This is a genomic window from Halalkalibacterium halodurans (assembly GCF_005671335.1).
GTDB lineage: Bacteria > Bacillota > Bacilli > Bacillales > Bacillaceae_D > Halalkalibacterium > Halalkalibacterium halodurans.
The window spans coordinates 831,492-845,769 of sequence record NZ_CP040441.1 but is presented as its reverse complement, the minus strand read 5'-3'; the positions used below and the strand labels follow the sequence as shown (position 1 = coordinate 845,769).

Genomic DNA, 14,278 nt, shown 5'->3' with positions numbered 1-14,278 from the left:
AGAAAAAGTTAAAATCCTACCATGCTGGAAAAACGTTTTTCTTCCTGATCGTGTAAAATGACAAGTAGATCGTTTTGAAAGGAGTCTTTCGATGTATAAGATTTTTGTAATCGAAGATGATCGAAAAATGGCTTCGATTATTTGCCAATATTTCAAGAAGTACGGATATGAAGCTCAATATGCTATCGATTTTGACATGATTAAACAAGATTTCCTCGATTACCGTCCAGACCTCGTTTTGTTAGATATTAATCTACCTGCTTTTGACGGGTTTTACTGGTGCCGGCAACTACGGCGTCTCTCGAACTTACCGATTATCTTTTTATCAGCAAGAGCCAGTGAGATGGATCAAGTCTATGCAATTGAAAATGGTGGGGATGACTACATAACAAAGCCATTTCACCTTGAGGTTCTGCTTGCAAAAGTAAAAGGAGTTCTTCGCCGATCGTACGGAGACTATGCGATTCCTTTAAATCAAAACATCCTTGAAGTGGACGGCCTTTTCTTTTATCGAGATAGAAACACCATTGAATTGAACGGACAAAAAGTAGAATGTAGTCCAAAGGAGTTTCGCCTTCTCATTTGTTTAGCAGAACATGTCGAGAACATTGTATCTAGAGATAAGCTACTTGAAGCGATTTGGGATGAGATAGACTTTGTCGATGACAACACGCTAAATGTCAATATTCGGAGAGGCAGACGGCGTTTAGAAGATATCGGCATTACGGATGCGATCCAGACTGTGCGCGGGCAAGGGTACTGCTTAAAGAAAAGCTGGGGGCCCGTCTGATGAGTTTTATTCAATTTTGTCGTGATCGTCGGTTTTATTCTCTCTTTTATATCGGTAACACGTTGCTCATTCTCCTCGTCATAAAGCTGGCTCTAAATGAGGAGGGCTTGTTCATTTCCAATGCTACTATAGGCTACATTGGTCTTCTATCAGTTGTATCGTTAGCATTGTTTCTCTTCGCTGATTACATAAGACAGCGACCCTTTTTTCAAGAATTAAGACAGGCAAAAGAAAACGTGAGTCTCGAATCTTTGCTTAAAGTGAAAGAAGGCATTACGAACGAACAGCTTGCCATGATACAGCTTTTCGGACAAGCATTTGAAGACTATTCGACTAGGCTCCATGCTGCGCAAGAACAGCATAGCCGTTCCTATCATTTTGCGAATCGCTGGACCCACCAAATGAAAACACCATTATCGGTCATTCGGTTAATTCTTCAAGAACAAGATGAGTGGACTAAAGAGGTGCTTGTCGATCAGATTGAGGAGGAAGTAGGAAAGCTTGAAGACGGCTTGCACATGATGCTTTCGACGGTTCGGTTACAAAAGTTTGAACTCGATTTCTCCATCGAACGAATAGCGTTACTTAGTGTGATTCGTTCAGTTCTTCATGGCAAGCGAAAGACGTTCATCCGGTATCGCATTTATCCACGGCTTATATCAGAGGCTGAGGAAGTGTTCGCTGCAACCGATAAGAAATGGCTGATTTTTGTTTTGGAGCAACTCATTCAAAACGCTTTAAAATATTCTTCGACTCTGGCAAGAGAACCTTCAAAATATATCACCGTCCGAGTAGAAGAAACGGATAACGGTGTAACCGTCTCCATTCAAGATGAAGGAATCGGCATCGTTGCTGAAGATCTTCCGCGGGTATTCGATCCTTTTTTCACTGGTGAAAACGGGAGAAAGCTACAGGAATCAACAGGTATGGGCTTATACTTAGTCAAACAAATATGCGATCAACTCGGTCACTCCATTACGATTGAATCAACCGTTAACGAAGGGACGACCGTCACTCTCTTCATTCCACCACCGTCCGCTTATAGCACGCTACTAAGGTGATGCCAGCGGAAGCGCTCGGACAAATGAATCGTCCCGTCTTTCCGAATCGTGAAGATGACAACATTGTCACCTTCCCCGCGTCATTTGTCATGTCATTCAATCGTTACGCACGCTCAAATTTTATACAGTAGACCACAGGAGGGATGACGATGCTACTACAAGCTGAAAATGTATCAAAAATCTATACGTCGGGGAAAGGTGGCGCTTCTCATCAGGCGCTCGATCAGTTTAACCTACACGTGAAGCGCGGTGAATTTGTAGGAATTATGGGGCCTTCTGGCAGTGGAAAATCCACGTTACTTCATATTTTAGCGATGATCGATAAACCATCCGCAGGCACCGTAAAAATAGATGGAGTCAACATGAAAGCGTTGAGTCGAAAGGAAGTGGCACTTTTTCGTCGCAAGCGTCTAGGTTTTATTTTTCAAGATTTTAACTTGCTTGATACGTTGAATGTAAAGGAAAACATTTTGTTGCCTCTCGTGCTCGAATCGGTGGACAAAGCTGAAATGGAGAGACGGTTACAGGAGTTAACTGGGATTTTAGGCATTCAAGATATTTTACTGAAACGAACGTATGAAATATCTGGAGGTCAGCAACAACGAACGGCGGCGGCACGGGCTTTAATTCACAATCCTGAATTAATTTTAGCCGACGAACCGACAGGAAATCTCGATTCGAAGTCCGCGACATCATTAATGACCGCCCTTGAAGCGCTCAATCGCGAGCAAGAGCGATCCATTTTAATGGTGACACACGACCCGTTTGCTGCAAGCTACTGCAGCCGGATTGTCTTCATACGAGACGGAAAGCCGTACACCGAGATTTATCGCGGGGAAAAACGACAAGCCTTCTTCCAAAAAATCTTGGATGTTCTCTCGATGCTAGGGGGTGCGTATGATGACCTTTCGTCAGCTCCTCCTCAAAAATAGTCTGGGCAACTTCCATAAGTATAGTTCGTATTTTTTGAGCTGTACGTTTACCGTATTCATCTTCTATTTGTTTTCAGCGTTTATTTTTCATCCGAATGTAAAGCTAGGTGAGAACATCCATGGAATTGTGACCGTTTTACTTATGGGGTGCTTAGTTGTCATTGTGTTCTTTACCGTTATATTTGTCTGGTACTCCAATTCGACGTTCATGAAATCACGAAAAAAAGAGTTTGGTTTACTCAAGCTCATCGGCTTAGAAAACAAACAGATTGCACGCCTAATCTTTTTCGAGTTTTCCATGATTTCTATCCTAGCCATTGTCATTGGCATTCTATTTGGGATGTTAATGACCAAACTTTTTTTCATGGGAATCAACGTTATCCTTAAGCCGATCATCCCGCTGACGTTTGCGGTTCCCATCGACGCGCTCGTGCTTACCGTTGGGGTATTTCTCCTTCTTTTTGAGCTCATTACGTTGCTCGGGCTCCGAGAAATCCAAAAAAGCGAAACGATTCACTTAATCAAAGCAGCAAAAAAACCGAAGGAACCCCCTGTTTATTCACGGTTTCTTGTTGCGATCGCCTTGATGTTGCTAATGGCAGGGTATGCGCTCGCCGCCATTTCCAACTTAGTGTTATTATTTTTTGCGATCATCCCTATTCTTGTTTTCGTCATTATCGGAACGTACCTACTATTTATGCAAGTAACGACTGCCGTGTTAAGCAAATTGCAACAACGCTCAACGCTGTATTGGAAAAAAACGAACATGACAACGATTAGCAATCTCATATATAAACTTAAAGACAATGCTCGAATCTTAAGCATCGTTTCAATTTTAAGCGCCGTCGTTACATCAAGCATGGGGTTATTGCTTTGGTTCAGCGATTCTTCTAGTACGACGATTCGCGGTCCACAAGACTTACTCATCGTTCAACAAGGCTTAGAGGACGAGCCGGTGTATACAGAGAACGAGATCAGGTCTTATGCACAAACATATGAGATGGATGTCCACGCCGTAGATGAAACAGTGATTCTTCCATCTACAGTTCTCTTAGATCAACGAGAACATACGATGTGGATCATGTCGGTAAGTGACTACAATCAACGAGCGGAGCGTATGGAGTCTGTACAGCCACTCACAGTTGCAGAAGATGATGCCGTATTTATCGCTCCGTTTGTTCAAGGAGAAGGGGACGTCTATCGTCCACCAACGTATGAGGATGATGAGATGCTTATCCCCCTTGCTAAAGGGGAAAAGCTTGTCAAGGTGATCGATTCATTGTATGAGGTAGCGATTATTCGGGGCAAGCCGTTAGGGGAAAAATATTTGCTCGTCGTAAGTGATGACCATTTCCAAGAGTGGAAAAAAGACTACCCTCAGGAGAAGGCACTCGTCCTCCATGAATATTACTTCGGTGATCTAACCCATGGCAAAGAATTCTATGCCGCATTGCAACAAGAAAAACCGGAAGCTACAGACGTGATGTACGAAGGCTTCATGACGTATTTAGACGTACACACAGCCAATCAGCTCCTATTATTTATCGGGCTTTTTATCGCGTTGTTATTTTTCCTTGCCAATGGAAGTCTCATCTACTTTAAGCTGTTTACTGAATTAGAGGACGATCGGCAAATGTTTTTGATTTTAAGGAAAGTCGGCATGTCGGATCAAGAGATACGACGGGTTTTGACGATACAATTGGCCATTCTCTTTTTTCTTCCTGTTCTTGTTGGGACGATCCATACGTTATTTGCCTTTAATAGCGCCCGTGCCGCTTTGTTTGCATCAACCGTTTGGCAAACTGGTTCGTTTGCAATTGTCCTCTATTTCCTGTTCCAACTCATCTATTTTCTTCTCGCTCGGACGGTTTATACGAAAAAAGTACTTCGCTCGTAAGAAAAGCACCCGAGACTACCGGAAACTAGCCACGAGCGATGGCATTGATGGTGAGTTTCCCTTACTTATTTACAAAAAATCCCCCTTTCTCAACAATTAATGTGTGGAAGGGGATTTCCTCTTCATTAAATCATTCACTTTCTTGTAATCTTCGCAAGTATCCACATCCACAAGGACCCCTTGATCATGAACAGGAATAAGCATCCTCTCCAATTCCTCCATGAGTGTCTTTCCTCCTTCATCTCCGTTCACAGCTGAGCAATCCAGAGCGTGAATATTTCCCCAGTATACCGGATGCCCCTCTTTCTTCTCATACATGGGGCGAACAATAAAGGGCTCTTCTTGAACACGAGTTATCCCTTCATTCAACACTATGTTAACTGTTTCCTTTTCGATCAATGGTTGATCGGCAAGAAACATCATCACGGCGTCCCCATACTGTCTTGCTTGCTCCATCGCTAGCTTAAACGATGTGCTCTGTCCTTGCTTATATTGGTCATTGACCAGCCATTGGACTCGCTTATCTTCCACTTGAATCATCTTCATTACTATGTCCGCCTGATGACCGACGATGACAAAAATGTGTTGAAATGGGTGGTTGCTCACTTGATCAATTACGTACTTTAGCATGTATGTCCCTTGTATTTTGGCTAACTGTTTCATTTCGTTCATTCTCGTCGATGTGCCTGCAGCTAAAATGGCGGCGCTAACCGATGGTTTCATCATTACCGTTCACTTCCTACAGTAAACTATGTTTCTCTTTGGAGAACGTTCTCCTCTTCACGCGAGCTTGAATGAGTTGGGCCATGATGCTGATACTAATTTCCTCTGCTCCTTCCGCGTGAAATTTGTCGCTAAGGTCTCTGCTCGCGAGTCTGTTTCATCGCAAACCGTTCGAATCACTTCATCACAAGATTTCCCCTCGTTTTTCCCTTCTATTCGCTACCACACCACACAACTACTGTGATAGATTTTCTTCATTTTGATTTTCATTTAATAAAACTATTACGTTAACGCAGGCATTCGTTTTAGCAACCGTTCGATGGAACGATCCGACTCCCGAAGAACGATGGCTGGATCGATCGTTTTCATCACCCGATTTTCCATGACGACGCGGCCATTAATAATCGTCGTCTCCACATCTGCTCGCGTCGCTGAATACACAATTCGTGAAATCGGGTCCACATCAAACGACGGGTACGTATGAAAATGACGTAAATTCAAAATCGCAAGGTCTGCCTTTTTTCCTACCTCTAGGCTTCCGATCTCATGATCCATTCCGATGGCTCTTGCCCCGTTAATTGTCGCCATCTTAAAAACTGTACGAGCATCCATTGCCGTTGGACCGTGCACCGGCTTTTGAATTAATGCAGCGAGTCTCATTTCATTAAACATATCTAAATTGTTGTTGCACGGAGCGCCGTCCGCTCCTAAACTAACGGGGATTGCTTGATCTAACAAACTGGGAATGTCCGCGATTCCGGATGCAAGCTTTAAATTAGATCCTGGGCAATGGCTCACATGAATACCTCGTTCTTTGATGATCCGTTTTTCGTTTTCACTCAACCAAATGCAGTGTGCTAATATGAGCCGTTCGTTCGCTAAGCCAACATGATCAAGGTATTCGATGTTTCGCATCCCCGTCTCCTGTTGGACCATTTCAATTTCTCCGCGATTTTCAGAGGCATGGGTGTGAACATGGACTTGATAATGGGCTGAAAGCTTCCCCACCTCACGCAAAAGCTCCTCGGTACAAGAGACGACAAAGCGAGGTGAAAACGCATAACGTATTCGACCTCCATCAAAGCTGTGCCACTCTTCAAGCAGTTCGATACTTTTTTCAATCGACTGAGCCGTTTTCTCTTGCAATGGGAGCGGCACTTCCTCCCCTTTATCCATCATCACCTTACCTGATATCGCGCGAATGCCGCTTGAAGCAATCGCTGCAAACGCAGAGTCTGTATGATGAACGGTTTCCATATCCACGATGGTCGTCGTTCCACTTTTGATGAGCTCACCGATACCTAGCAAGGCAGAATAATAGATTGACTCAGAATCATGCGCGGCTTCAAGCGGCCAAATTCGCTTTTTGAGCCAATCCATTAATTCTAAGTCGTCGCCCTTCCCGCGAAAAAGCGTCTGACATAGATGAATGTGCGTTTGAACAAATCCAGGAATCACCGTCCGTCCAGTGGCATCAATCACTTTCTCGACTCCCTCTTCGCTTAAGTCTTGACCGATCGCACAAATGAGCCCATCCTTAATCAATAGATCACCGTAAACAATGTCCTCCTTTGGATTCATGGTTACCATCTCTGCCTGTTTAATTAGGATCGTTGTCATATAAAAGCCTCCTCAAGCATTCGCTTTCTAAATAGCCAATACATCATGTTCCTCAACGCGCAAAAAACCTAGCCACAAAAGAACACATTAACTGCATTCTTTTCGTAGCTAGGTATTTACGGTACCTGTAGAGACCCTCATCCCATATTGAGAGGATATACGAAGAGTGTTGAGCTCGATTAAGTTACCGTTAGTATATGATGATTTTAGGCGAGAAACCATTCATTTGTAAGGTAACTTATCAGCATTCTTCAATCCGTTTCCGTTAAATCACTATGATTCCCATGAAGATCGCAATGATGAACAAAACCAAACTGTATCCCCATACCCAGAAAAGCGAGTAGCGGATATGTTTCCCCATCTCTAACCCTGCCAAACCAAGAGCTAGCCATAATGCTGGCGCAAATGGGCTGACAAACGTACCGATGATGTTACCGATGATTAGAGCATAAGCTGCAGTCACACTATCGACACCGTAACCGGTCACGATTTGCTCTACAACTGGTAGCAATGCAAAGTAGTAGGCGTCCGTATTAAGCACTAGCTCAAATGGAACACCGAACACACCGATAATTAAGTGTAAATATGGAACCGCAAATGCCGGTAACACTTTTACGATATCTTCAGCGAGCGCATCGAGCATCCCAGTGCCACCTAAGATCCCTAAAAATGCTCCCGCTGCCAAAATGATCGACGCCATTAATAATGCATTAGGGGCGTGAGCTTTGATTCGCTCCATTTGATCTTTTACCTTCGGATAGTTAAGCGGTAAAGCGACGCCTAGCGCGATCATAAAGACAAATCCTGCAGGAATTTCCCCCCAGACGAGCAGACCGATCAACGCGAGCGTAATCAATAAGTTGACCCAAAGCAATTTTGGACGAGCTAATGAACGATCCTTCTTCTTTGTTTGATCATCAGCTTTAATCTCTGCCTCTTGCGCCGCTGCTGTCTCTGCGATGGCAGTCGGATCAAGCTTGGCAATACGCCGTTTTTCTCGAATTCCTAATAAGACGGCTAGCCCGATTAAGACAAAGAGTCCGATAATTTGCAGTGGAATGAGCGGACGCCATAGCTCTGTCGCATCCATTCCTAGTACTGCTGCCGTTCGACCGAGTGGTCCAGCCCACGGAAGCATGTTTAGCACACTGGCACTCGTTCCGACCAACAATAGGAGCAAGTACGGATTCATATTCAATCGCTTGTATAACGGAAGCAATGCAGGGATCGTAATTAAAAACGTCGACGCCCCTGATCCGTCCAAGTGAGCGACCGCTGCGATAAGGACCGTCGCTACTGCAACCGCTATCACATTTCCTCTTGAAATAGCAATCATTCGATCAATGATCGGATCAAACAATCCGGCGTCTTGCATAATACCGAAGTAAAGAATCGCAAAAATGAACATAATGACAACATTAATGACCCTGTCGATTCCTTCATCGAAGAACCCGCCGATCTCAATAATGTCGAAGCCAGCTACCAAAGCAGCCACGAGTGGAATGATAACTAATGCAATGATCGGTGTCATTTTGCCACGTAAAAGCATGATGACAATGACCAGGATCGTCGCCAAACCGATAAGACTAAGCATGCTTTCTCCCCCCTGAACGATCTTCACACGCCCTATCAAATGTTAAGCGCTTTCAAAATAAGGCGTGAATTGAATCAATTTTTTTAATATATAGAAACATACCATACAAAAAATACGGAGAAAAAGCTTACTCACATAAAACGAATTTTGTTTATTTTGTTCACGGAAGAACAAAAGACATCGCCATATAGACGATGCCTAGTTGTTTCATAGTTTTATCGTAACAGCCTGAGCCCATTTAGAATGACTAATATTGTACTTCCTTCATGCCCGATGACTCCCATCGGCAAGTGCAGAAACTGCATAAAGTTCGAGGCAATTAACGCAAGGATGACCACAATGGAGAACACGATGTTTTGCTTCACGATTCGATTCATTTTTTTCGAAAGTTGGACGGCTTCAGCGATTCGCGGCAAGTGGTTTTTCATGAGCACTACATCCGCCGTCTCTAGCGCCACATCGGTTCCTTCCCCCATGGCGATACCGACGGAAGCCGTTGCCAAAGCAGGAGCATCATTAATCCCGTCCCCTACCATCGCGACAGTGCCGTATGCCTGTTTTAGTTTCTTCATTTCATCTACCTTCGTCTCTGGAAGACATTCTGCAACATACGTATCAATGCCACTTTCCTTCGCAATGGCCGCCGCCGTTTTTTCGCTGTCTCCCGTTAGCATGATCGTGCGAATCCCTGCTTTTTGCAATTGTTGAATCGCCGCGAGCGTGTCTTTGCGAACCTGGTCCTTAAGAGCGATCACTCCGGCTATTCCTTGCTCGTCTCTTGCAAAAACGATTGTTTTTCCTTCCTCAGCTAACCGGGTAGCGACTCCGCCTTTAAACTGCTCTGCTTCCACCTTGCCAACGAAATCAGCCTTCCCGATCTTCCAGGATACACCATTCAGATACGCGCTGACTCCGAACCCAGCCACATCCTCCATGTTTACAGGTTTTAGCTGATCGTTCATACAGGTGGATGCATGGCGAACAATGGCAGAAGCGAGTGGATGGTTTGAATATTTTTCAATCGACACCACATAGGTGAGTAGCTCCTCCTTCGTCATTCCATCACGAACAATAACATCGGTCACCTCTGGTGTGCCTTTCGTCAATGTTCCTGTTTTATCGAACGCAATTGCTCTCAACTGGCCAAGATTCTCAAGGTGCACACCACCCTTTAGTAATATCCCTTTTCGGGCACCATTCGATATCGCCGATAAAGTCGCTGGCATGATCGATGCTACGAGCGCACAAGGGGACGCCACGACAAGCAAAATCATCGCTCGGTAAAACGTCTCCGTCCAGCTCCAGCCAAAGGCAAAATGGGGCACAAACATCATGAGCCCGACCGCCACAAGAACTGTTTTTACATACGGCCCCTCAAATCGTTCAATAAATTGCTGGGACGGCGATTTCTCACTTTGAGCCGTTTGCACTAATTGAATGATTTTTTGAAATAAGGTCTCGCTATTCGGCTTCGTAATTTCCACCATAATCGTTCCGCGCACATTCACCGTTCCGGCAAATACTTCGTCGTGTAATGACTTGCTAACGGGGATGGATTCCCCTGTAATCGCCGCTTCGTCAAGACTTGTCTGACCTTCGATGATCTTTCCGTCGGAAGGCACCCGTTCCCCTGGTTTGATGACAATGACATCCCCGACTAGTAACTGACTAACAGGAATTCTTTCCTCACTCCCATTTCTCACCCGTAGCGCTTCCTCCGGCTGTAATTCCATCAAGGCCGAAATTTCTTTATTGCTTTTGTTCATTGTGTACGTTTCAAGCGCACCGCTTAATGAGAAAATAAAGATTAATATCGCTCCTTCGATCCAGTACCCAATTGCCGCGGAACCAATCGCCGCAAAGATCATGAGCATTTCAACATTCAATTCTCTATTTGCAATTGTTTCTTCAATGCCTTCCTTTGCCTTCGCATACCCACCGATCACATACGCAGCTAAATAGACGGCAACAGCTACAGGAATGATTTGCTGATTTTCCAACACCCATCCAATGGAAATGAGCAAGCCGCTAAACAGAGCGGCTAACAGCTCAGCATGAGGCTTTAATTTTTCAAACCAACTCGTATCCATTCGATTTGTTTGTTTCAAAGATTTTGTTTCTACAAACATGGAAATCTCCTCCTCCGATTATCATTAAACTGAGATTCATTCTCGTTTAATTATTGGTTAAATGAGAATAATAATCATCATTAATACTCACTCTAAATGACCAAAACCCCTTTAAAAATAACACTAAATCATGATGAACATACATATCATAACATGAACAAACAAAAAATTAAACAATAATAATTTTAATTTAATAAAAATTATTGATAACGAATTTCATTTTCAAAGATTCTTGATTTCTGCTTTGTGTTTTGAATAATTTACTATAAGCAAAAGCACCGAGAGTGCCACACACCCTCATGGAACAGAAAAGGAACTCCTTGAAAAATCAGAGGTTCATTTTTTTAAAAAAGGTAAAAGCCTATAAACTCAAATGTCAAAACAGCTCACCATTAGGCCGAAAGTCACATCGTTTAAAACGAAAAAAGACCACAGAGACACATCTCTCCATGGTCTTAGTCTGCACATGTATTACTGCTGCATTTGTTGACCTTGATTAGCTTGCGAAAGTGCTGTATTCGCCGCTGCCAGATCCACCCTTACTTGCTCTTCCATATTATATGGATGGTAGTACCCGTTTTTCATCATGTATTCGGTCATTTGACCGTGAAAACGGATTTGTTGGTCAAGTTGCTGTTGGAGTGCCGCCCGAACCTCTGGTGTTGCAGATTCTGAGATCGCGGTCGCAATATTTTTAATTCCTGCTTTTGCAGCAATGAGCATATCGGTTGCCACGACCTGATCTGTCATTGGGCCCATTCCTGTCATGTTTTGGACAAATTGATTCATGTTCTTCCCTCCTACTGGCCTTGCATTAAATTTTGAATTTGCTGAATGGATTGCTTTGTTGCTTGAACATCTTGCTGCATGAGACCACGAAGCTCTTCACAATTAACTAACCCCATCATTGTTGAAGATTTCGTTAAGCAAACATTTTTAAACGTTAGCAGTTCATGCAGTTCTAAACTTTCGTGAACACCTAATGCTTTTTGCACTGTCAATCACCACCCTTTCCGTCAAATATTGTATCCAGATCCTCCACAATTAATTTTGAAAATACTGGAAACGAAAAACCCACTAATTATGAGTACCCATCGTTGATCCAATTTCATTTTCCATTAAATTCTATCTATTGTGATATAAGTCACAGACTAAAATAATTTCATTTTATACAATGATGGTAATTAATACCTAGGAATGAGGTGATCTTGTGAAAAAAACCGATCAGGAACCACATCATACTCATTTGAAAGGAACATTAGTTAGTGTGTTTATTCTCGGCTTGCTTATTTGTATTGCTTGGTTTGGCATGTATTTGTTTTATGTCACTCGCTAAATAACAAGGAGGTGAAATCTTATGCATTTGCATAAATTCGAAAAAATTTGGCTGATTTTTAGTATTTGTTGTCTTATTTTATTTCTTACTATTATTGGCGTTAGTGCCTTTTCTTTTGATCACCATCCTTCAGGGGGGTCAAGCACCATTGACCCTGAACGCGTGCATGAAACGCCCCCTTTTGATAGCCCTGGCGTCACGAAAATTGACGAAGACACTTACGAAGTTGCCGTTGTCGCCATGGCCTTTAGCTATCAACCAAATACGATCACCGTACCTGTTGACAAGAAAATCATTTTTAACGTTACGAGTACGGACGTCACTCATAGCTTTTCGATCGTCAATACGAATGTCAATATGATGGTGGTCCCTGGTCTCATTTCAACAAAAGAGTACACCTTTAAAGAAACGGGACATTATTTAATCGTATGTAATGAATACTGCGGGGCGGGTCACCATTATATGAGCATGGAAATCGAGGTGGTTTCTCAATGAATACCGAAACAGCGTTACGTGACCAAAAGCTAACGATAACGGATAGCGTTGCAAAGCCTGATCGCAAGCTCGCCTTGACCAACATTAATGTAGCCTATGCCGCCTTTTTAGTAGGGACTTTATGCGGTCTACTGCAAGTGTTCATTCGCAATGACGCGATTCAATTACCTGCATGGCTTGATTACTATCAAATTCTTACAGCCCACGGGGTATTGCTCGCACTCGTGTTCACCACCTACTTCATTTTTGGCTTTTTTTATACTGGGATGAGTAAAACCCTCGGCTCCTTCAGTGATAACGTTCGCATGACTTCATGGATCGGTTTTTTCGTCATGACCCTAGGTACGATCATAACGGTCATCATGATCGTGTCTGGAGAGGCTAGCGTGTTGTACACCTTTTACGCTCCTCTACAAGCGAATGGCTTTTTCTATATTGGATTAGCCCTTTTCGTTGTAGGGACTTGGATTAGTGGCTTCGCCTTAATTGGCCATTATGTCTCGTGGAAAAAGCGACATAAAGGATCATTGAGCCCTCTGTTTGCCTTTATGACGGTTACCACGCTCATTCTATGGATCATCGCATGTTTAGGCGTTGTCGCGACCGTATTGTTTCAATTCATCCCTCTAGCCTTCGGATGGGTAGATACCATTAATGTCGGGCTGAGCCGGACGTTATTTTGGTATTTCGGGCATCCCCTTGTTTATTTTTGGTTGCTTCCAGCCTATATGGCATGGTATTTAATTGTTCCAAAGCTGCTTGGCGTCAACGTATTTAGTGACTCACTTGCTCGACTTGCCTTCATTCTCTTTCTCTTATTTTCGATCCCGGTTGGCTTTCATCACCAAGCCGTTGACCCTGGAATTGATCATTTTTGGAAATTTCTCCAAACCGTTTTAACCTTTATGGTCATCATTCCGTCTTTGATGACGGCATTTTCCATGTTCGCCGTGTTCGAAATAAGCGGTAGAGAAAAAGGAGGAAAAGGCCTATTCGGCTGGTTTACAAAACTACCGTGGCGCGATGTCCGCTTCCTTTCACTCTTCCTTGCGATGTTGTTCTTTATTCCCGGGGGAATTGGCGGGATTATAAACGCTAGTTTTCAACTAAATGAAGTCGTCCACAATACATTGTGGGTCGTTGGCCATTTTCACATTACTGTCGGCGCTCCTGTTGCGATGACGTTTTACGGATTGACTTTTTGGCTTGTTCCCTACTTAACCGGAAGGCCATTTTCACGACTCGCGAAAAAATTAGCGTTGATCCAAGTAATCACTTGGTCGCTCGGAATGTTCCTCATGTCAACAGCACAACACGTCTTGGGACTTCTCGGTGCACCGAGAAGAACCGCATTCACAGAGTACGGTGGACACGAGGCCGCTTTAACATGGTTTGACGGCATCTTTTCCAACCATGTGACGATGGCCGTTGGCGGAACCATTCTGTTTCTATCAGCCATGCTGTTAATCGTGATCGTCGTGATCAGCCTAGTTGGCCCAAAGGCGACCGAAGAGGAAATCGTCGAGTTTCCATTAGCAGAAAGTGATCCATCAAGCACGCCGAAGCTTTTGGAAAAATGGTGGGTTTGGATCGGTATTGCCGCTTTTCTCATTATCGCAGCGTATGCCATTCCGATTGCTGAATTGCTGCATCACATGGAATCAGGTTCTAGAGGGTTTCGAACGTGGTAACCTCTCGATA

At 43.7% G+C, this 14,278-nt stretch carries 13 protein-coding genes and 1 riboswitch; of the genes, 7 read left to right on the top strand and 6 right to left on the bottom strand.

What is annotated here, in order from left to right; genetic code table 11:
* Window positions 1-91 precede the first annotated feature (91 nt).
* From FED51_RS04125 to FED51_RS04110, 4 genes are all read left to right on the top strand, one after another.
* Window positions 92-790 (top strand): response regulator transcription factor, encoded by a 699-nt coding sequence (locus tag FED51_RS04125; RefSeq protein ID WP_010896928.1) that lies wholly within the window; start codon window positions 92-94, stop codon window positions 788-790.
* Window positions 790-1,851: a HAMP domain-containing histidine kinase gene (locus FED51_RS04120; protein ID WP_053432497.1), complete on the top strand. Its 1,062-nt coding sequence runs from the start codon at window positions 790-792 to the stop codon at window positions 1,849-1,851. The genes FED51_RS04125 and FED51_RS04120 overlap by 1 nt, the downstream gene beginning before the upstream one ends.
* A 149-nt stretch (window positions 1,852-2,000) precedes the next feature.
* Entirely contained in the window at window positions 2,001-2,783 is a 783-nt protein-coding gene (locus tag FED51_RS04115; protein ID WP_010896926.1) for an ABC transporter ATP-binding protein, read from the top strand.
* A complete protein-coding gene (locus FED51_RS04110) occupies window positions 2,749-4,680 on the top strand; it encodes an FtsX-like permease family protein (RefSeq protein ID WP_083445676.1) in 1,932 nt (643 codons plus the stop codon). The genes FED51_RS04115 and FED51_RS04110 overlap by 35 nt, the downstream gene beginning before the upstream one ends.
* A gap of 96 nt (window positions 4,681-4,776) precedes the next feature.
* Here FED51_RS04110 and FED51_RS04105 read toward each other — a convergent pair whose 3' ends face one another.
* The 6 genes from FED51_RS04105 to FED51_RS04080 form a co-directional block, all read right to left on the bottom strand.
* Entirely contained in the window at window positions 4,777-5,406 is a 630-nt protein-coding gene (locus tag FED51_RS04105; RefSeq protein WP_053432495.1) for a nucleotidyltransferase family protein, read from the bottom strand.
* 279 nt (window positions 5,407-5,685) lie between these two features.
* Window positions 5,686-7,023, bottom strand: coding sequence for a 5'-deoxyadenosine deaminase (locus FED51_RS04100; RefSeq protein ID WP_053432494.1), 1,338 nt, complete (start codon window positions 7,021-7,023; stop codon window positions 5,686-5,688).
* Window positions 7,024-7,108: 85 nt separating this feature from the next.
* A riboswitch (purine riboswitch) is annotated at window positions 7,109-7,206 on the bottom strand.
* A gap of 82 nt (window positions 7,207-7,288) precedes the next feature.
* On the bottom strand, window positions 7,289-8,617 hold the full coding sequence (locus FED51_RS04095) for a CitMHS family transporter (RefSeq protein ID WP_053432493.1): 1,329 nt from the start codon (window positions 8,615-8,617) through the stop codon (window positions 7,289-7,291).
* A 215-nt stretch (window positions 8,618-8,832) separates the two neighbouring features.
* Window positions 8,833-10,746, bottom strand: coding sequence for a heavy metal translocating P-type ATPase (locus FED51_RS04090; RefSeq protein WP_053432492.1), 1,914 nt, complete (start codon window positions 10,744-10,746; stop codon window positions 8,833-8,835).
* Window positions 10,747-11,217: 471 nt separating this feature from the next.
* Entirely contained in the window at window positions 11,218-11,535 is a 318-nt protein-coding gene (locus tag FED51_RS04085; RefSeq protein ID WP_010896916.1) for a spore coat protein, read from the bottom strand.
* Window positions 11,536-11,546: 11 nt separating this feature from the next.
* Entirely contained in the window at window positions 11,547-11,741 is a 195-nt protein-coding gene (locus FED51_RS04080; protein ID WP_053432491.1) for a hypothetical protein, read from the bottom strand.
* A gap of 215 nt (window positions 11,742-11,956) precedes the next feature.
* On the opposite strand from FED51_RS04080, the gene FED51_RS21265 reads away from it, so the two are divergent.
* From FED51_RS21265 to FED51_RS04070, 3 genes are read left to right on the top strand one after another with little or no spacing between them, the layout of a single operon-like run.
* Window positions 11,957-12,082: a cytochrome c oxidase subunit 2A gene (locus tag FED51_RS21265; protein ID WP_218973208.1), complete on the top strand. Its 126-nt coding sequence runs from the start codon at window positions 11,957-11,959 to the stop codon at window positions 12,080-12,082.
* A gap of 21 nt (window positions 12,083-12,103) precedes the next feature.
* Window positions 12,104-12,577, top strand: a complete 474-nt coding sequence (locus FED51_RS04075) for a cytochrome c oxidase subunit II (RefSeq protein ID WP_010896913.1) — start codon at window positions 12,104-12,106, stop codon at window positions 12,575-12,577.
* Window positions 12,574-14,268 carry a b(o/a)3-type cytochrome-c oxidase subunit 1 gene (locus FED51_RS04070; protein ID WP_053432490.1) on the top strand — a complete coding sequence of 565 codons (1,695 nt, stop codon included), beginning with the start codon at window positions 12,574-12,576 and terminating at the stop codon, window positions 14,266-14,268. The genes FED51_RS04075 and FED51_RS04070 overlap by 4 nt, the downstream gene beginning before the upstream one ends.
* Window positions 14,269-14,278: the final 10 nt, after the last annotated feature.

Coding starts and splice junctions, on each gene's coding strand:
- FED51_RS04095 (WP_053432493.1), bottom strand. CDS start 8,617: ATGCTTAGTCTTATCGGTTTGGCGACGATCCTGGTCATTGTCATCATG.
- FED51_RS04110 (WP_083445676.1), top strand. CDS start 2,749: ATGATGACCTTTCGTCAGCTCCTCCTCAAAAATAGTCTGGGCAACTTC.
- FED51_RS04090 (WP_053432492.1), bottom strand. CDS start 10,746: ATGTTTGTAGAAACAAAATCTTTGAAACAAACAAATCGAATGGATACG.
- FED51_RS04070 (WP_053432490.1), top strand. CDS start 12,574: ATGAATACCGAAACAGCGTTACGTGACCAAAAGCTAACGATAACGGAT.
- FED51_RS04120 (WP_053432497.1), top strand. CDS start 790: ATGAGTTTTATTCAATTTTGTCGTGATCGTCGGTTTTATTCTCTCTTT.
- FED51_RS04085 (WP_010896916.1), bottom strand. CDS start 11,535: ATGAATCAATTTGTCCAAAACATGACAGGAATGGGCCCAATGACAGAT.
- FED51_RS04125 (WP_010896928.1), top strand. CDS start 92: ATGTATAAGATTTTTGTAATCGAAGATGATCGAAAAATGGCTTCGATT.
- FED51_RS04075 (WP_010896913.1), top strand. CDS start 12,104: ATGCATTTGCATAAATTCGAAAAAATTTGGCTGATTTTTAGTATTTGT.
- FED51_RS04105 (WP_053432495.1), bottom strand. CDS start 5,406: ATGATGAAACCATCGGTTAGCGCCGCCATTTTAGCTGCAGGCACATCG.
- FED51_RS04115 (WP_010896926.1), top strand. CDS start 2,001: ATGCTACTACAAGCTGAAAATGTATCAAAAATCTATACGTCGGGGAAA.
- FED51_RS04100 (WP_053432494.1), bottom strand. CDS start 7,023: ATGACAACGATCCTAATTAAACAGGCAGAGATGGTAACCATGAATCCA.